General features: G+C 67.0%; 15 protein-coding genes. 3 read left to right on the plus strand and 12 right to left on the minus strand.

Annotated elements, in window-relative coordinates:
- Nucleotides 1-151 precede the first annotated feature (151 nt).
- A complete protein-coding gene (locus tag LFT45_RS16545) occupies nucleotides 152-2,254 on the plus strand; it encodes a hypothetical protein (protein WP_236804668.1) in 2,103 nt (700 codons plus the stop codon).
- Nucleotides 2,255-2,337: 83 nt separating this feature from the next.
- On the opposite strand, the gene LFT45_RS16550 is transcribed toward LFT45_RS16545, so the two are convergent.
- The 9 genes from LFT45_RS16550 to LFT45_RS16590 form a co-directional block, all read right to left on the minus strand.
- Nucleotides 2,338-3,342, minus strand: coding sequence for an ABC transporter permease (locus LFT45_RS16550; RefSeq protein WP_236804670.1), 1,005 nt, complete (start codon nucleotides 3,340-3,342; stop codon nucleotides 2,338-2,340).
- Complete coding sequence (locus tag LFT45_RS16555; RefSeq protein ID WP_003804180.1) at nucleotides 3,332-4,057, minus strand: ABC transporter ATP-binding protein; 726 nt, start codon at nucleotides 4,055-4,057, stop codon at nucleotides 3,332-3,334. Before LFT45_RS16555 ends, LFT45_RS16550 begins: the two co-directional genes overlap by 11 nt.
- A gap of 55 nt (nucleotides 4,058-4,112) precedes the next feature.
- Complete coding sequence (locus LFT45_RS16560; protein WP_236809391.1) at nucleotides 4,113-5,246, minus strand: ABC transporter substrate-binding protein; 1,134 nt, start codon at nucleotides 5,244-5,246, stop codon at nucleotides 4,113-4,115.
- 146 nt (nucleotides 5,247-5,392) lie between these two features.
- Nucleotides 5,393-6,559 (minus strand): RtcB family protein, encoded by a 1,167-nt coding sequence (locus LFT45_RS16565; RefSeq protein WP_236804671.1) that lies wholly within the window; start codon nucleotides 6,557-6,559, stop codon nucleotides 5,393-5,395.
- A gap of 150 nt (nucleotides 6,560-6,709) precedes the next feature.
- A complete protein-coding gene (locus LFT45_RS16570) occupies nucleotides 6,710-8,131 on the minus strand; it encodes a sulfate adenylyltransferase subunit 1 (protein WP_236804673.1) in 1,422 nt (473 codons plus the stop codon).
- Nucleotides 8,131-9,078 carry a sulfate adenylyltransferase subunit CysD gene (cysD, locus tag LFT45_RS16575; RefSeq protein WP_102971351.1) on the minus strand — a complete coding sequence of 316 codons (948 nt, stop codon included), beginning with the start codon at nucleotides 9,076-9,078 and terminating at the stop codon, nucleotides 8,131-8,133. The genes LFT45_RS16570 and cysD overlap by 1 nt, the downstream gene beginning before the upstream one ends.
- On the minus strand, nucleotides 9,075-9,809 hold the full coding sequence (locus LFT45_RS16580) for a phosphoadenylyl-sulfate reductase (protein WP_236809392.1): 735 nt from the start codon (nucleotides 9,807-9,809) through the stop codon (nucleotides 9,075-9,077). Before LFT45_RS16580 ends, cysD begins: the two co-directional genes overlap by 4 nt.
- A 77-nt stretch (nucleotides 9,810-9,886) precedes the next feature.
- A complete protein-coding gene (locus LFT45_RS16585) occupies nucleotides 9,887-11,626 on the minus strand; it encodes a nitrite/sulfite reductase (protein WP_236804675.1) in 1,740 nt (579 codons plus the stop codon).
- A 144-nt stretch (nucleotides 11,627-11,770) separates the two neighbouring features.
- Nucleotides 11,771-12,574: a sirohydrochlorin chelatase gene (locus tag LFT45_RS16590; protein ID WP_236804677.1), complete on the minus strand. Its 804-nt coding sequence runs from the start codon at nucleotides 12,572-12,574 to the stop codon at nucleotides 11,771-11,773.
- A 60-nt stretch (nucleotides 12,575-12,634) separates the two neighbouring features.
- On the opposite strand from LFT45_RS16590, the gene LFT45_RS16595 reads away from it, so the two are divergent.
- Entirely contained in the window at nucleotides 12,635-13,306 is a 672-nt protein-coding gene (locus tag LFT45_RS16595; protein WP_236804678.1) for a trimeric intracellular cation channel family protein, read from the plus strand.
- A 14-nt stretch (nucleotides 13,307-13,320) separates the two neighbouring features.
- Nucleotides 13,321-13,743, plus strand: coding sequence for a hypothetical protein (locus tag LFT45_RS16600; RefSeq protein ID WP_236804680.1), 423 nt, complete (start codon nucleotides 13,321-13,323; stop codon nucleotides 13,741-13,743).
- 106 nt (nucleotides 13,744-13,849) lie between these two features.
- On the opposite strand, the gene LFT45_RS16605 is transcribed toward LFT45_RS16600, so the two are convergent.
- The 3 genes from LFT45_RS16605 to LFT45_RS16615 all read right to left on the minus strand — a co-directional run bounded on the left by LFT45_RS16605 (nucleotide 13,850) and on the right by LFT45_RS16615 (nucleotide 17,562).
- Complete coding sequence (locus LFT45_RS16605; RefSeq protein WP_236804681.1) at nucleotides 13,850-14,689, minus strand: DUF559 domain-containing protein; 840 nt, start codon at nucleotides 14,687-14,689, stop codon at nucleotides 13,850-13,852.
- A gap of 416 nt (nucleotides 14,690-15,105) precedes the next feature.
- On the minus strand, nucleotides 15,106-16,206 hold the full coding sequence (locus LFT45_RS16610; RefSeq protein ID WP_236804682.1) for a polyprenyl synthetase family protein: 1,101 nt from the start codon (nucleotides 16,204-16,206) through the stop codon (nucleotides 15,106-15,108).
- A gap of 9 nt (nucleotides 16,207-16,215) precedes the next feature.
- Complete coding sequence (locus LFT45_RS16615; protein ID WP_236804683.1) at nucleotides 16,216-17,562, minus strand: geranylgeranyl reductase family protein; 1,347 nt, start codon at nucleotides 17,560-17,562, stop codon at nucleotides 16,216-16,218.
- Nucleotides 17,563-17,565: the final 3 nt, after the last annotated feature.

Below are 17,565 nucleotides of genomic sequence, written 5' to 3' on the forward strand. Positions count from 1 at the left end.
CCGGAACGAAAATGTCTGTGACCGGCCCTACAATAACTGGGATCGGGATCTCCGATCGGTCTCAGATCGGTCTCAAGTCGGTCTCAACATGGGGGAAGGGGACTCGTTGTCTCTGCATGAAATCGTCCGTTCGCGGACGCGCCCTGGTCTTTTGACCAGGAGCATTGCCACAGCCGGCAGCATCGCGCTGCTTGCCGGACTTCTGATGGCTCCGGCAGCACAGGCGCTGCCGATGGAAACAGGCGCAGTCACGGAGCCCGCAACGGCTCCGGTTGATTCGGCCCCGGCCGATTCCGTGCCGGAAGAAACAGTTCCAACGGCCGAGGTAACACCGGCGGAAACCGTGCCGGCCGAGGTAACACCGGCGGAACCGGTGCCCACGGAAGTGACGCCGGCCGCTCCTGAAAACCTCAGCCTTCCTGTTATTGAGGGGGACGCCGTCGTCGGCGGCACTCTTTCCTCCACAGGAGGTCAGTGGAGCGGGGATGCAGGCTGGATCCAGTACACCTGGATCATCGACGGCGTTCCCGTCCAGACCGCCGGTCATCCGGTTGGCGAAGCGGATGTCCTGCACCTCGTCCCGTCGATGGCCGGCAAGAGCGTCCAGCTCACGGTTCTGGCGTCGTCGGAGGCCACAGCTCCCGGAACCGAAGCATCAGCAGCGGCCGTCACAGTGCGCACGGCCGCCTTCACGGGCGTTGCCTGGAGCACCCTCGTGACCGGCAGGCCGGCCGTCGGACAGGATCTGTCGTTGAGCGCCCCCCAGTGGGACAACTCAGCCACCGACGGTGCCGTGACCTACCAGTGGTTCCGCGGCACCTTGGCTATCGAGTCGGCCACATCCCCGCGCTACACAGTCACAGCCGCCGATGTTGGGCAGAAGCTGTGGGCGAAGATGACCCTGTCCGCCCCGGGCTTCACCTCGGTGGAGCTCTCCTCCGGTCAGGTCACCGGTGTCGCTGCGACCTTCACAACCGCACCGGTGCCCACCGTCAGCGGAACCGCCCGCGTGGGCCAGGTGCAGACGGCCAACGCCGGAACGTGGGCTCCCGGCGGCGCGGTGCTGTCCTACCAGTGGTACCGCGGAACGGCAGCCATCACCGGCGCGGTCGCCCGCACTTACACCACCACAGCGGCCGACTACGGGAAGGCCCTCAAAGTGCGGGTCCGGGCAACCAAAGCCGGCTTCGTAACGATGGACAAGGTCTCCGCCCCGCGCACTATTGCAGCCGGGACGATCGTTGCAACCAAGTCCCTGAGCGTAGTGGGAACCCACCGGTACGGCCAGACTGTGAAGGTATCCCAGGGTTGGCCTGCCGGCACCACCATCCGCTACCAGTGGTACCGGAACGGCGTGGCAGTCAGGGGCGGCACCGGGTATGCCCTCTACCTCAACACCAGCTACATCGGTGCACGGGTGAACGTGAAGGTCACGGTCTCCAAGCCCGGCTATGCAACACGGTCGGTCACCACAGCAACCCGCACAGTTGGCAAGGCACTTATCACCCTGAGGACGGCGCCCAGGGTCACCGGCGGAACGTCGCTGGGCTCCACCCTGACCGCCAACGTTGGCACCTACTCCCCCGCGCCGTCGGCCTACGCATACCAGTGGTACCGCAATGGCGCCACGATCTCCGGCGCGCGCTACCGCACGTACCGCCTCAACGCCGCCGACAATGGCAAGTCGCTCTCCGTGCGGGTCTGGGTAAGCAGGACCTACTACGAGACACGGGCAGTTGGCAGTGCCGCCGTCAAACTCCCGGTATGGGCTGTGACAGTGCTCCGCGGCGACGGCACCTACCGGGTCGGGACCCAGATCAAGCCGGGGCTGTATAAGGCGACTGGAACAGGCAACGGCTGCTATTGGGAACGGCTCAGCGGCTTCTCCGGCAGCTTCAGCCAGATCAAGGCCAACTACTTTGGCTCCGCCCGGACATACGTTCAAATCCTTCCCGGCGATGTCGGGTTCCGGTCAAGTGGTTGTGGCGCTTGGACGACGGTCCCTTCCACGGGGGCAAGGGCAACGAGCATCACCAAAGACGGAATCTACCGGGTAGGCATCGACATACTGCCGGGCGACTATGACGGATACGGATCCGGCAGTTCCTGCTACATGGCGCTGCTGACTGGCTTCGGCGGAACCCTTGACGACATCTACGACAACTACTTCGGTTCAGCCTCGGTTATCGTGACCGTTCCGTCCTGGGCCAAGGGTTTCGAAGTCCGCGGCTGCGGCACGTTGATTCGGGAGTGACAGTGACCCGCCGCTGACTCATAGGACAGCAGAAAGCCCGACGGCGAGTCGCCGTCGGGCTTTCTGGTTCGGTGCGGGGGTGCTTAGCGGGTGCTGCCTGCCAGGAGGCCGCGGCGCTGGAGCAGGCGCTTTTCGATCGGCGCGAACACCAGGAGTTCGATCAGGATGCCGACCGCCAGGATCAGGAGGATCGCGGACATCACGATGGTCATGTCGGCCAGGTCGCGGCCCTGGTTCAGCATGGAGCCTAGGCCGAAGCCGATGGTGCCGCCCACCGCGATGATCTCAGCAGCCATGAGCGAACGCCAGGAGAAGGCCCACCCCTGCTTCAGGCCGCTGAGGTAGCCCGGAAGTGCAGCGGGGAGGATGATCTGCAAAGCCATCTGCAGCCGAGAGGCGCCTAGGACGGTGCCCACGCTGCGGTACTGCGGCGGGATCTGGTCCACACCAGAGATCAGGCCGTTGATTATGGACGGGATGGCGCCCATGAATACCACGAAGTACACCGTGGCGTCGGTGAGGCCGAACCAGATGATGGCGGCCGGGACCCAGGCCACCGACGGCAGAACCTGCAGGCCAGAAATCAGCGGACCGAACGCCCGGCGCAGCGGAGCCACCTGGGCCAGGAGCAGCCCGACCGGCGTGGCGATCGCGACGCTGATCAGGAACCCCAGAAGCCCGCGCTGCAACGATGTCCAGACGGCTTCCTGCAGCGATCCCTCGGCCCACAGCGTGCCGAACTGCTCCAGCACGTCCATGGGGCCGGGCACCTGGTCCCGGCGCTTGAGGCCCAGCGAGACGTAGAACTGCCAGATGATGATGAGCACCACGACGGCGGCGACCGGCAGCAGGATCCGGCTCCAGTCGATGCGCGCCTTGCGGACCGCATCCGACTGCAGCGAGTCCAGCCCGGACTCGAGTTCTCGCAGGTCCGCAGAGCCGGTGGAGGACCGGGTCAGCGCGGCATGCACCTTCTCGGCGGCGCCGGTTGAGCGCTTGGTTTCAAGACGCGGGGTCTCGACAGGCTCGACCAGCGGGGTTTCGGTTGCCTCGGGTGTCTCGGCCACGGGAGATGAGTTACTTGGCATGGCGGCGGATCTCCTCTCGCAGCCGGGCGGTGATGACCCCGGTCAGCTGTCCGGCAAGACCGGCGTCGGTACGGTGTTCTTCGGTGACTTCCCATTCCTGCACCACGCGGCCGGGCCGGGAGGACAGCAAGAGGACGCGCTGGCCCAGGCGGACCGCCTCGCGGACGTTGTGGGTCACAAAGACGATGGTGCGCCCGGTTTCCTTCCAAATGCGCTCGAGTTCGTCGTGCAGCAGGTCGCGAGTGATGGCGTCCAGCGCCGCAAACGGCTCATCCATGAGGAGCAGCTGGCGGTCCTGCGCGAGCGAGCGGGCCAGGGCCACGCGCTGGCGCATGCCGCCGGACAGCTCGTGCGGACGCCGGTCAGCGGCCTCGGCCAAGTGGACCAGTTCCAGCAGTTCGGCGGCCTTGACCCGGCGTTCGGCCTTGCCCACGCCGCGCAGCTTCAGCGCCAGCTCCACGTTCTCGCGGGCAGTGAGCCACGGGAACAGGGCAGAGTCCTGGAACATGAAGGCGGCGCCGTCGCTGGGCACCTCGAGGGCTCCCGACGTCGGGAGCTCCAGTCCCGCCATGATGTTCAGCAGGGTGGACTTGCCACAGCCGGACGCACCGAGGAGGGCGACGAACTCGCCTTTGCCGATGGTGGCGTTGACGTCGTCCAGCACCGGGGCGCCTTCGCCGAAGCGCTTGCCCAGGTTCTCCAGTACGACTGGCATGGTCCCGTCCTTTGTTCGAGGTGCAGTGAATGCGACGGTGCAGATGCGGGGCGGGCTAGTCCCGGCCCAGCCCTGCAGCCGAGGTTTTTTCCGGGGACACTGCGTTCAGCGCCCGGAGGTCGAAGAGTCCGCTGAGGTCCGCCTGCTTGGTGGTGCCGGCATCCACACCGTCCTGCAGAAGCTTCTTGTAGGTTCCCGCCAGCGGGTCCACGGTGAAGACGATGTTTTTCAGCGAGCGGTCAATGACATTCTGCGCCAGTGCCTTGCCGGCGTCCTGTTTGAGGGCGGCGTTGACGACGGCGGACTTCTCGGCGGACGGGGTGTCATGGAGCCACTTCACGGCTTCGACATGGCCTTTGAGCAAGGCTTTCACGGTCTGCGGGTGCTCCGCGGCGAACTTCTTGTTCACGATCAGGATGGTGGTGGGGAACTCGCCCGGCTTTCCGGTCAGCGACCCGTCCCACAGGTCCTTCTCGTCCACCAGGACCTTCGCCCCGGCCTGCAGCACCAGACGGGACGCCCACGGCTCGGGCACCCACGCGCCGTCGAGCTTGCCGTCCTGGAACAGCTTCAAAGTCTGGGCGTTCTCGGTGGGGTTGATGGCAACGTCCCCACCGCCGTCGGGAGTGGTCTTGTAACCCTGCTTGCCCAGCCAGGCGCGCAGCGCCACATCCTGGGTGCCGCCCAGCTGCGGGGAGGCCAGGGTCTTGCCCTTGAGGTCGGCCGCGGACCTGATCTCCGGCTTCACCACGAGCTGCGCGCCGCCGGAAGCCGCCCCGGCGATAACGCTGACGGACTCGCCCTTGCTCTTGACGAAGGAATTGATGGCCGGGTTCGGACCGATGTAGGTGGCGTCAATCGCGCCGGCGTTCAGCGCCTCTATGGCGGCCGGACCGGCGTTGAACACCTGCGTGCTGAGCTTGGTGCTGCCCAGGTTCTTGGCAATGAGGCCTTGCTTCACTCCGACGAGCGCCGGTGCGTGGGTGATGTTTCCGAAGTAGCCCAGCTTCAGCTCCGCCGCCGGGGTGCCGGCCCCGTCCGTGGCCGCCGAGGCATTCGAATCCCGGGCCACCGCCGACGCAACAACCGCTCCAACACTGATCAGCAGGACCAGGCCGACGGCCAGCGCGACTTCCAGGGCGCGGCGGCGCTTGGGCGTCTGGCTTTCGCCGGCCACAATGCGGGTCATGCCCGGCCTGGAAGTACTCATGGATTCACCATAGGGACTGGCATAAACACGGTTCAACGGAGCGGAAACCCGGGGTCACGCACGTTCATGCAGCGTCACATTCAGCCACAAAATCGGCTTGCCCGTGCGCCCTTAAGATTTCAGGGCTAATCCCCCTTGACATTAACGAGCTGGCGCAGCCGGTGCCGTACCTTCACGAGGTCCGCGGCGTCGTGCATGACCTGGTCGATGGGCTTGTAGGCTGCCGGGATCTCGTCGATGAACGCCTCGGTGGCCCGGAACTCGATGCCGTGCATGGCCTCCTTCAGCTGGGCCAGCGAGAACGTCTTGCGCGCCGCGTTACGGGAATACTCCCGGCCGGCACCGTGCGGCGAGGAGTTCAGGGAAGCGGTGTTGCCGAGTCCCTCCACCACGTAGGAGGCTGTCCCCATGGACCCCGGGATCAGGCCGGGGTCGCCGGCTTCGGCCTTGATGGCGCCCTTGCGCGACACCCAGACCGACTTTCCGTAATGCGTTTCCTGCTGGGTGAAGTTGTGGTGGCAGTTGATCCGCTCCGTCTCCTTGACCGTTCCGCCGACCCAGTCACCGAACTGCCGGATTACGCGGTCCATCATCTCCTCGCGGTTCAGGAGGGCGAAGTGCTGGGCCCAGCGCAGCTCCTTGATGTACCGCGTGAACTCGGGCGTGCCCTCCTCCAGGTACGCGAGGTCCGGGTCCTCCAGGGTGATGCGCTTGTCCCTTGCGACTCCCTGCGCCACCCTGATGTGGTGCTGGGCGATCTTGTTGCCGATCCCCCGGGAGCCGGAGTGCAGGAACAGCCAGACGGCGTCCGTCTCGTCGGTGCACACCTCAATGAAGTGGTTGCCGGAGCCGAGTGAGCCAAGCTGCAGGTCCCATTTCGCCACATACTGCGCCGGGTTGAACCCTGCCTTTTCGGCGCGCCTGTGCAGTTCGGCGATGCGCGGCTCCGCGGTGGCCGTCACTTTGCGGTTGTTGTGACCGGCGGACAGCGGAACGGCGCGCTCAATGTTCTCGCGCAGCGGCTTCCGGTCCCGCGGCAGGTCCTTAAGGCTGTACTGGGTACGGACCGCGATCATGCCGCAGCCGATGTCCACGCCGACGGCGGCCGGAATGATCGCGCCGAGCGTCGGGATAACGGACCCCACCGTTGCGCCCTTGCCCAGGTGTGCGTCCGGCATCAGCGCCAGGTGCGGGTAGATGAAGGGCAGGCGGGACGTGGTCAGTGCCTGCTCACGGGTCTTGTCGTCCAGGATCGATGCCCAGTTGATGAGCCGGCTGGTGATGGATTCCATGCTTCGCCTCCCACTGACGATCATGGTGGGGCGGGAGGCAGGTGGCAAGGGCAGCGCGGCTCATCGGGCTGAACCGCGGACTCGCCGGAACGCAGCGAGGCCGCCGTATCGCCACGGCGGCCTCGCAGGTTTCCGGCGAATTCGGCGGGATCAGATCGAGTAGCGCTCGTCCTCGTGGTCGCCCGGGTGGTCCTTGACCAGGCCGGCGGCGAGGGTGTTGCCGTCGAGCGGGTCGATCACCAGGAACGCGCCCGTGCGGCGGTGGTGCAGGTAGTTCTCGAGCGGCAGCGGGGCGGCGAGCCGGAGCTGCGCGTGCCCGATGTCGTTGAGCTCCAGGCTGGAGGCACCCTCGAGGTTGAAGGTGGCCAGGTCCAGCTTTCCGTTGACGCTGCGGACCAGGGCCTGCACGGTGCGGGTGCCGTGCTTGACCAGGACCTTGGCGCCCTCGCGGAGCGGCTTCGGGGACAGCCAGCACAGCTGCGCGTACAGGTCGGCGGTGCTTTCGCGGACAGTGCCGGCGGCGGCGATGGTGTCACCGCGGGCGACGTCGAACTCCTCGGCCAGCCGGATCGCTACCGACTGCGGGGCGGTGGCTTCTTCCAGCGAGGCGCCGGCGAAGTCGATGCCGGTCACGGTGGTGGTCCGCGGGTCTTGGCCGGGGGTCAGCACACTGACCTTGTCCCCCACCTTCACGGAGCCCTCGGTGATCTGTCCAGCGTAGGCGCGGTAGTCGCGGTACTCTTCTACGTCGAGCCCGCCGGCAACAGCGTCCGGTGCCAGTGCGCCCTGCGGCCGGATCACCAGCTGCACCGGGAAGCGGAAACTCTCCAGGTGGCTCTCGAGCTCATCGGCGGCGGGCAGAGTCTCGAGCACCTCGAGCAGCGCCGGGCCGGTGTACCACGGGGTGCGCTCCGAGCGCTCCACCACGTTGTCGCCGTCGAGCGCCGAAACGGGAACCACCAGCAGGTCGGCGATCCCATCGGAGCCCAGGCCCAGCTCACGGCCAACCTTTTGAACGTCGGCCTCGATCTCACGGAACACGGACTCGCTGAAGTCCACCAGGTCGATCTTGTTCACGGCCACGATCACGTGGGCCACGCGCAGCAGCTGCAGCACGGACAGGTGCCGGCGGGTCTGCTCCAGGACACCCTTGCGGGCGTCAATGAGTACGACGACGGCATCCGCAGTGGACGCGCCGGTCACCGTGTTCTTGGTGTACTGAACGTGCCCGGGGCAGTCCGCGAGGATGAAGCTGCGGCGGTCCGTGGCGAAGTAGCGGTAGGCCACGTCGATGGTGATGCCCTGCTCGCGCTCGGCACGCAGGCCGTCGGTCAGCAGCGCCAGGTCGATGCCGCCAGCCGAACCGCCGAAGCCGCGGTCCGAGGACGTGCGGGCAACAGCCTCGAGCTGGTCGGCAAGGATCGCCTTGGAGTCGTGCAGGAGGCGGCCCACCAAAGTGGACTTCCCGTCGTCGACCGATCCTGCGGTGGCGAAACGGAACAGCGAGGCGGACGCGAGCGGGGCCTCGTCCAGGAGCGCCGCGGCGCGGGCGGTGTCAATGTCGGTAGTCATTAGAAGTAGCCGTCCTTCTTGCGGTCTTCCATGGCTGCCTCGGAGATGCGGTCATCCGCACGAGTGGCGCCACGTTCAGTGATGGTGGAGGCGGCAACTTCGATCACGACGTCGCGCACAGTGGCGGCAGCCGATTCGACGGCGCCGGTGCAGGACATGTCACCGACGGTCCGGTAGCGGACGGTCTTGGTGATGACTTCCTCATGCGGCAGCGGCTGGGACACCTCGCCCACCGCACGCCACATGCCGTCGCGGGCGAAGACCTCGCGGTCGTGGGCGTAGTACAGGCCCGGAAGTTCGATGTTTTCGCGCTCGATGTAGCGCCACACGTCCAGCTCGGTCCAGTTGCTGATGGGGAACGCACGGACGTGCTGGCCCACGGTGTGGCGGCCGTTGTACAGGTTCCACAGCTCCGGGCGCTGGTTGCGCGGGTCCCACTGGCCGAACTCGTCGCGCAGGCTCAGGATGCGCTCCTTGGCGCGGGCCTTGTCCTCGTCGCGGCGGCCGCCGCCGAAGACGGCGTCGAACTTGTTGGACTGAATGGCGTCCAGCAGCGGGACGGTCTGCAACGGGTTGCGGGTGCCGTCGGCACGCTCGGCCAGCTCGCCCCGGTCGATGAACTCCTGCACGGAGCCGACGACGAGCTTCAGGCCCAGCCGCTCAACGGTCCGGTCGCGGAAGTCGATGACCTCGGGGAAGTTGTGGCCGGTGTCCACGTGCAGCACCGGGAAGGGGACCTTGCCCGGCCAGAACGCCTTGGTGGCCAGGTGCAGCATGACCACGGAGTCCTTGCCGCCGGAGAACAGCAGGGCCGGCTTCTCGAACTCGGCCACAACCTCGCGGATGATGTGGATCGCTTCGGATTCGAGGGTGTCCAGGCTGGAGAGGCGCGTGGATTCAGCGGCGTCGGTCACCAGGGTGGGCTCCTCAGTAATGAAAGTGCTCATACGTGTAGTCCGCATTCTGTCTTGTTGGTTCCTGCCCAGCGGCCGGCGCGGGGGTCCTCGCCGGCGGCCACCTTGCGGGTGCAGGGCTGGCAACCGATGGAGGGGTAGCCCTGGGACAGGAGCGGGTTGACGGGCAGGAGGTTGTCGTCGGAGTACTGGACCAGCTGGTCGAACGTCCAGGCGGCCATCGGGTTGACCTTGACCAGGCCGTTGGCTTCGTCCCAGGTCACCAGCGGCGTGTTGGTGCGGGTGGGGGCCTCGTCGCGGCGGACGCCGGTGAACCAGAGTTCGTAGCCGGCGAGCGTGCGGCGGAGCGGGGCCACCTTGCGGAGGGCGCAGCACTGCGCGGCGTCACGGGCGAACAGGTCCTTGCCCAGGAGCCGGTCCTGCTGCTCCACGGTGTTCTCCGGGAGTACCTCAACCACGTTGACGCGGAGGTTCGCGGCCACCTCGTCGCGCGTGGCGTAGGTTTCCGGGAAGTGGTAGCCGGTCTCCAGGAACAGGACGTCGACGCCGGGAAGCTGGTCGGCAACCAGCGCCGGCAGGACGGCGTCGGCCATGGAGCAGGCAACGGCGACGGCGGGCATCTCGAAGTTGCGCTCCACCCAGGCGATGACGTCGCGGGCCGGGGCGTCCCAGCCGAGCTCGGCGGCGCCGGCCTCGGCCAGGGCCTTCAGCTCTTCGGCGGGGCGCTTTGTACCGCTGGTCGGGGTTTCGACGGGCTCAACCACCGGGTCGATTCCAAATGAGGGCCCACGGCCACCGGGAGCCCCGGCCGAGCTTGCGAGGTTGGGGAGTGGCTGGGGATTCACTGGAGTGCCTCCTCGTCAGCTGCGTGGGCCCACTCGGCGAAGGTCTGGCCTTCGGCGCGGTCGGCGACGAACTTGCGGACAACACGCTCGACGTAGTCGGGCAGGTCGGCGACGTAAACCTTCAGGCCGCGGACGGTGCGTCCCAGGCCGGCCTCGTCGCGTTCAACGGAAGCCAGCCCGCCGCCCAGGTGGACCTGGAAACCCGGGGTGGGGTCGCCGTCGGGCGTGGGAAGCATCATGCCCTTGAGCCCGATGTCCGCGGTCTGGATGCGGGCGCACGAGTTGGGGCAGCCGTTGATGTGCAGCGACAGTGCCTGCGGGAGCTGGCCGCTGTCCGCGAGGTCGGCGAGGCGGCGTTCCAGCTCGGCGACGGCAGTGGCCGCGGTGACCTTGGTTTCCACGATGGCCAGCTTGCAGTATTCGATGCCGGTGCAGGCGATGGTGCCGCGGCGGAACACGGACGGGCGGGCAGACAGGCCCAGGGCGTCGAGTTCGGCCACAAGCGGCTCCACTTCGTCCTTGGGAACGTCCAGCACCACGAGCTTCTGGTGCGGGGTGGTGCGCAGGCGGTAGGAGCCGCGGGCCTCGAGGGTGTCGGCGAGCTTGACCAGCTGCGCCCCGGAGAGGCGGCCGGCAATGGGGGTGGCACCGATGAAGAACTTGCCGTCCTTCTGCTCGTGCACGCCCACGTGGTCGCCCGGAGTGGAGGGCTTGGGCGCGGCAGGGCCATCAGCCAGCTTGTAGCCGAGGTATTCGTCCTCAAGGATCTGGCGGAACTTCTCCGGACCCCAGTCGGCCATGAGGAACTTCAGGCGGGCCTTGGTGCGCATGCGGCGGTAGCCGTAATCACGGAAGATGCTGGTGACGCCGAGCCACACGTCCGCGGCCTGCTCCGGCTTCACGAAGGCGCCCAGGCGCTTGCCGAGCATCGGGTTGGTGGAGAGGGCGCCGCCGGCCCAGAGGTCGTAGCCGATGCCGAGTTCGGGATGCTTGACGCCGACGAGGGCGAAGTCGTTGATCTCGTGCACCACGTCCTGGCTGGGGTGGCCGGTGATGGCGGTCTTGTACTTGCGCGGCAGGTTGGACAGCAGCGGGTTGCCGATGAACCGCTCGCCCAGCTCTTCGATGAGCGGGGTGGGGTCGATGATCTCGTCCTTGGCGATGCCGGCGACGGGCGAGCCGAGGATGACGCGCGGAACGTCGCCGCAGGCTTCGGTGGTGGACAGGCCGTTGCTCTCGAGGCGGCGCCAGATCTCCGGAATGTCTTCGACACGGATCCAGTGCAGCTGGATGTTCTGGCGGTCCGTGAGGTCTGCGGAATCGCGTGCGAAGTCCACGGAAATCTGGCCGATGACGCGCAACTGCTCGGTAGTCAGCGCGCCGCCGTCAATCCGGACGCGGAGCATGAAGTACTTGTCCTCAAGCTCGTGCGGCTCCAGCGTTGCTGTCTTGCCGCCGTCGATCCCGGGCTTGCGCTGCGTGTACAGCCCCCACCAGCGGAAGCGGCCGTGCAGGTCCTGGCCGGGGATGGCGTCGAAGCCTTCCTTGGCATAGATGGACTCGATACGCTCGCGGACGTTGAGGCCGTCGTCTTCCTGCTTCCAGGTTTCGTTGGCGTTCAGCGGGGTGGTTCCGTCCACCTTCCACTGGCCGTGAGGCTTGGCGGCGGGTCGGGAGGCACGGGCTGGGCGCGCGGGCTTGTCCGTGGCCGCTCCGGCTAGAGCTGTATCAGTCATGCATCGACTGTAGGGCCGCCCCGAAATACGTCACAAAGGCCCGGAAATGCTAAGTCACCTAAGGAAACATTTCGTCATGACTCGCCGGGAGGCCTTGAACGGCGCCGTCGGCTGTGCTTCGGACGGCTGTGGCTACCCCGCTTTTCAGGACCTGACGGCGTGGGCCGCCAGCGCGGCGTCGTACCGTTCCAGCGCGATCTCCGCGAGCACCGGCGAGGGCAGCAGCGGCTCGGTCACCAGGTCCGCCCCGGCCTTGGCGAGCTGGTCGTGAAAGAAGCCCGGCGCAAGGAGGTACGAGGCCACCACCACGCGGCCGCCAACGCTCACGCCCCCGGCCGACTCCCCCGCGCCGGCGCCGCCCGCGGCTTCCTCGCGGAGCATGGCGACGGCCTCAGGTACGGACGGCCTGGCCGAGGCACCGTACGCCGGGACGATCCGGTTGGAGCGCAGGGTCCTTAGCTGGTCAGCCAGTTCCTCGACGCTGACCGCGGCGTTCGGGTTGGACGAGCCCGCGGCGGCGAGCACGATCGCGTCGTTGTCCGTAACCCCGGATTCCCGCAGCCGCTGGTCCAGCAGGGCGGCGAGGCGCGGGTCGGGTCCCAGCGGCCCCGCGGCCGCCGTGCCGGGCCGGCTCTTGACGGCCTTCGCGATATCTACCTTGACGTGATAGCCCACGCTGAGCAGCAAGGGCACGACGACGGCGGAAATACCGGCTGCGGCCGGCTCACCGGCGGCAGCACCGCCGTCGGCCGTTGCAGCAGAGCCGGGGTCCGCCGGGAGCCCTGCCACCACGTCCACCAGATCGGGCTGCTGGACGTCCACATAAGCTTCGCGGACGTCGAGCCCGGGACGCAGCGCGGCGATGGCGTCGCGGAGGGCGTTGACCTCGGCGGCTCCTTGCGCGTTGGAGGTCCCATGGGCACAGGCGATCAGGATCGGGCTATTCATAGGGGCTAGCGTAACGTTGGAGCTGCACTGTCCGCCCCTTGAAATATGCCGGGACGCTCCATGACATTCTCTTTTGACATCGCCCTGGCATGGCTGGACCTGGCCGGCATCTTCTTTTTCGCGGTGTCCGGATCGCTGCTCGCCGCACGGAAACAATTCGACCTCCTCGGGTCCCTGCTGCTCGCCTCCCTGGTCTCGTTGGGCGGCGGTGTGATCCGCGACATTATCCTCAACTCCGGCCCGCCCGCCGCGTTCAGCAACCCGGCCTACCTGGTGCCGCCGCTGCTGGCCACCGGGCTGGTGTACTTCCTGTTCTCCAGCGTGCAGCGCTACACCTCGCTCCTCACCCTGTTCGACGCCGCCGGCCTGGCCCTGTTCTGCATCACGGGGACACTCAAGGCGCTTTCCTTTGGCATGAATCCCACTGCGGCCGTCCTGCTTGGGGTCACAACCGCGGTGGGCGGCGGCCTGCTGCGCGACATCACCGCCAATGTGGTGCCCCAGCTATTCGATGCCCGGGATCTGTACGCGCTGCCCGCCTTCCTGGGCGCCGGACTCACCACAGTCCTCTGGCTGCTGGGTGCGTTCAACGCCCTCTCGGCATTCGCCGTGGCGGCCCTGGTCTTCGCGTTCCGGGTGGTGGCCTGGCGCCGGTCATGGCGCATCCCGCTGGCTGTCCGCGGGTGGCACCGGCTGGGCTTGGAACCCGGCAATTCGAGGGGCCGGGATTAGCTAGGATAAGAGCCATGACTGACATGTTCCTCGAGAAGTTCCGTGCGCTTGTTCCGAAGTATCTCGAAGACGAATGGCAGGAAGAGGACGGGCTGTCCGCCGAGGAACTGGACGCGGAGCTCGCCGACCACAAATTCACCATCCCCCTGGTGCTGCGCGAGTTCTACCTTGCACTCGGCGGGTGCGAGGACCTCATGGAGGCCTACCACTACTTCTGGGACCCCGAGGAACTCGAGGTGGACGACGAAGGCTTCCTTATGTTCCTTGAGGACGAGGAAGAAAACTTTACGTGGGGCTTCCGCACCGGCGACCTGAGCGTCCCCGACCCTATCGTCTACCGCCGGAACAACGCCCGCGGCCAGTGGAAGAGCGAGGAAGGCACCTTCTCGGAGTTCGTCTTCGACATGTTCGACTGGGCCTTCAACGACGAAGACTAGTTTTTGTCGGGCCGTCGTGACCCTGTTTGACCCCCTCCGGGCAGCGGCTCGCCGCTTTCGTCGGCGTGTCGCGAGGCTCCCGGCCGCAAAGTAGGTCACGACGGCGTCACTCAGGAGCAAATCTGCCCAGTGCCCGCAGCTGGAGTACCGCACGGACCTCTTCCACCATCGCCTCGGGGTGATACACCACGTCGTCGTAGTAATAGCGGAGCGTGAGAAAGCCCCCGCGCATGCCGGCGTTGTTCCTCCGGTGATCCTTCTTAACCTGGCGGGGTTCAAAGTGCGTAGACCCGTCCAACTCCACCACGAGGCATTCCTCAACCAAGCAGTCAACCTCGCCCACCCCGGGCAGGGGAACATGCACTCGGACTTTGAGTCCGGCCCGGACAAAGTGCGTATGGGCCAGCACCTCCAACACGGAGTCTGATCGCGGAATCAGCAGACCCAGCACCGCGCGGGCGCGGCCATTCCTGTTCCCAATGAGTTTGTCCCTCAGGAAGTCGGCGGATATCTCGCCCCGACCGGTGGCTGACTGTACCAGCGCGAGCGCTTCAAGCTCCGGGAGGCACCTCAGCGCATGCAGTAGCACGTCGGCCAAACCCGCCACCGGAAAGCCGGGTGGGGTTGGGTGCCCACATGGTGCGTGGTCAATGATCCCGGGCTTGGGCACCCCGTTGCCGCAACTCAGGTGAACCTCGCCGGGCGGGTGAAGGGCCCACAGGCTGTAGAAGGGGGCCGCCGACACGCACGTGAGCCTGCCGTTCGCCCTGAAGGCGGCCAGGACGCCGTCGTCCGCGGTGTTCAGCGCGTAGACTCCGCGCAGCGGCCGGTACAGTCGGCCGGATTCTACGGCAGCCTCAATGGCGGGACGGCGGAACCCGGCGCGCAGCAGATCACCCCTTTTGGCCGCTCCCGCGCGGCGAACCAGATATTTCTCAAGGTCCATCGCTCCACGGCGCGCGCGCCCGGGGCTGTTGGGGAGCCGCAGGTTTGCCTATGTGCACAAAGCAGACCCGGCCCGTCATGACCCGTTTTCACGGCGGGCTCCTCAGTACGCCGCATGTTGACGGCGTGTCTTCCGGGGCGGGTGACCAAACAGGGTCAGGACGGCGGGGCCTCGAAGGAGTGGGCTGTGTGACACGCCGCTTAACAAGAGATTTGTGGATGTGACAAATCTGTCATAGAGTGTTTCTCGGATCCACTGAATGCCTCCGGTGGATCTGATGCGAACGGAGAGACGGCCCCGGTTCCGCGCAGCGTTTGACTCGTTTACGCTGCAGGGAAACGGGGCCGTTCCGTTTAAGCCGGATAAGCCAGAAGGGCCCGGCACCTCACGGATACCGGACCCAAAGCGATGCCAAGTTAGCTGGCGCGGTCCACCACGGCATGCGCGAAGCTGGACAGCGAGGCCTTCACAACACCCTCGGGCAGCGGGGCCAGCGCGGCGATGGCCTCGGCCGCCCACGCACGGGCTACCACCCAGGACTCCGCCGCGACGGGGTGCTCGCGCAGCCCGGCGACGGCTTCGGCGAGGGCCTCATCCGAGGAGAGGTCGCCGTCGATCAGCTTAAGAAGTTCGACGGCGGACTGGTCACCGTCGGCCGCGGCCTTGCGGAGCAGCAGCACAGGCAAGGTGGGAACGCCTTCACGCAGGTCCGTGCCCGGGGATTTGCCGGATTTGACCTTGACACCCGTGACGTCGATGACGTCGTCGGCAAGCTGGAAGGCGACGCCCACCTTCTCGCCGTACTCCACCAGGATGTTCTCGTAGGCCTCGTCGGCGCCGGAGAAGATAGCCCCGAACTGGCCCGAGGCGGCCACCAGCGAACCGGTCTTGTCCGCGATTACGGACAGGTAGTGCTCCACCGGGTCCTCGTCCGGGCGCGGCCCCACGGTTTCGTGCAGCTGGCCGAGGCACAGCCGCTCGAAGGTGCGGGCCTGGATGCCGAGCGCGCGGCCGCCCAGCTCGGACACGAGGATGGACGCGCGGGCGAAGATCAGGTCGCCGGTGAGGACGGCCACTGAGTTGCCCCAGACTTCGTGGGCCGTGGGGGCGCCCCGGCGGAACGGCGCTGAGTCCATCACGTCGTCGTGGTACAGCGTGGCCAGGTGAGTCAGCTCAACCACGACCGCGGCCTGCACCACGGAGGGCAGCGACGCGTCACCCAGGTGGGCGCAGAGCAGAGTCAGCAGGGGGCGGATGCGCTTGCCGCCGGCTTCCACGAGGTGACGCGACGTTGCGTCAGCCAGGGGGTCGGAGTTGGCGATGGCTTCGCGGAGTTTCTTCTCCACCCGGGCCAGATTGGTGGTGAGGGCAGGACCCAGGTCGGGGTCTTCCGCGATGGCCGCGAAGCCTGCCGGCAGCTGCAGTCCGGTGGCGATGGCAGTGGTGTTGAGGCTGGGTTCGGAGTCCGGCAGGCCATGCCCGGCGTGCGTCCAGCTGTGGTTCGCGGAGTTGGTCACGGGTTAACCCTAACTTTTTGTTGCGGAAACCGCTGATTTGGAGCCGGAGGGGGCAAGGACGGAGGTGTTGGAGGTGGCCGGGACCAGCAGTTCGAGGAGGCGGATCACGCGGTCTTCGAAGCCCTTGGCCGACGGGTCGGTCAGGTTGGCCAGCAGCCGGACCACGAAGCGCATCAGCACCGGAATGGGCATCCCGGTCCGCAGCGCCAGCTTCATGACAGCGGGCTTGCCGATCAGCGCGGCGAAGGCACGCCCCAGCGTGAAGTGGGATCCCCACTGTTCACGCACATAGTCCGCGTACCCCGAGAGGCGGGCGTCGGCGTCGGACGCGTTCCAGCCCCCGGAGGCGGGCCGGCTGCAAGCAGACCCACTGGCGTCAATGATGAACTCGGCCGCGAAGCGGGCGGACTCCATGGCGTAGGAGATACCCTCGCCGTTGAACGGGGACACCATGCCGCCGGCATCGCCGAGCAGCAGCAGGCCGGGCGAGTAGTGCGGGGTGCGGTTGAAGCCCATGGGGAGGGCGGCACCGCGGATCTCCCCCACCTGGTTCTCCGGGGTGAAGCCCCACTCGGCGGGCATGCCGGCGGTCCACTCGCGGAGCACCTGCTTGTAGTCCAGCTTGCCGAATTCCTTGGAGGAGTTGAGGATGCCGAGGCCCACGTTGGAGGTGCCGTCGCCGACGCCGAACACCCAGCCGTAGCCAGGCAGGAGCTTGCCGTCGCGGCCGGGAAGTTCCAGCCAGCCTTCCATCCAGTCGTCGTCGTGCCGCGGCGAGGTGAAGTAGGTGCGGACGGCGACGCCCAGGGGCCGGTCGTCGCGCTTCTGGATGCCGAGCGAGACGGCGGTGCGGGTGGAGTTGCCGTCGGCAGCAAGCACGACGTCGGCGCTGAAGTCGAGCGTCTCCCCCGTCTTCCGTCCGGACTCGTCCAGGATCGCTGCGCGCGCACCAGTCACCCGGCCGTCACCGTTGCGGAGCGCCTCCGTCACGCTGTGGCGTTCCAGAACAGTGGCGCCGGCCGCCTGCGCGTGCCGGGCGAGTTCCTCGTCAAAACCCAGGCGGGTGCGGATCAGGCCGTACTGCGGGAAATCGGACACCTCGGGCCACGGCAGTTCGATGCTGCGGCCGCCGGCGAGCAGGCGGAGCCCCTTGTTTCGGCGCCAGCCGTCCTGTTCGGGGTGCGGCAGGCCCAGCTTCTGGATTTCGCGGACAGCCCGCGGAGTGAGGCCGTCACCGCACACTTTTTCGCGCGGGAAACTGGTTTTTTCCAGGACCGTGACGTCGATGCCGGCTTTGGCGAGGTAATACGCGGCGGTGGATCCGGCGGGACCCGCGCCAACAATCAGTACTTTCACAGT

It is taken from the genome of Arthrobacter sp. FW305-BF8 (assembly GCF_021789315.1).
Lineage (GTDB): Bacteria > Actinomycetota > Actinomycetes > Actinomycetales > Micrococcaceae > Arthrobacter.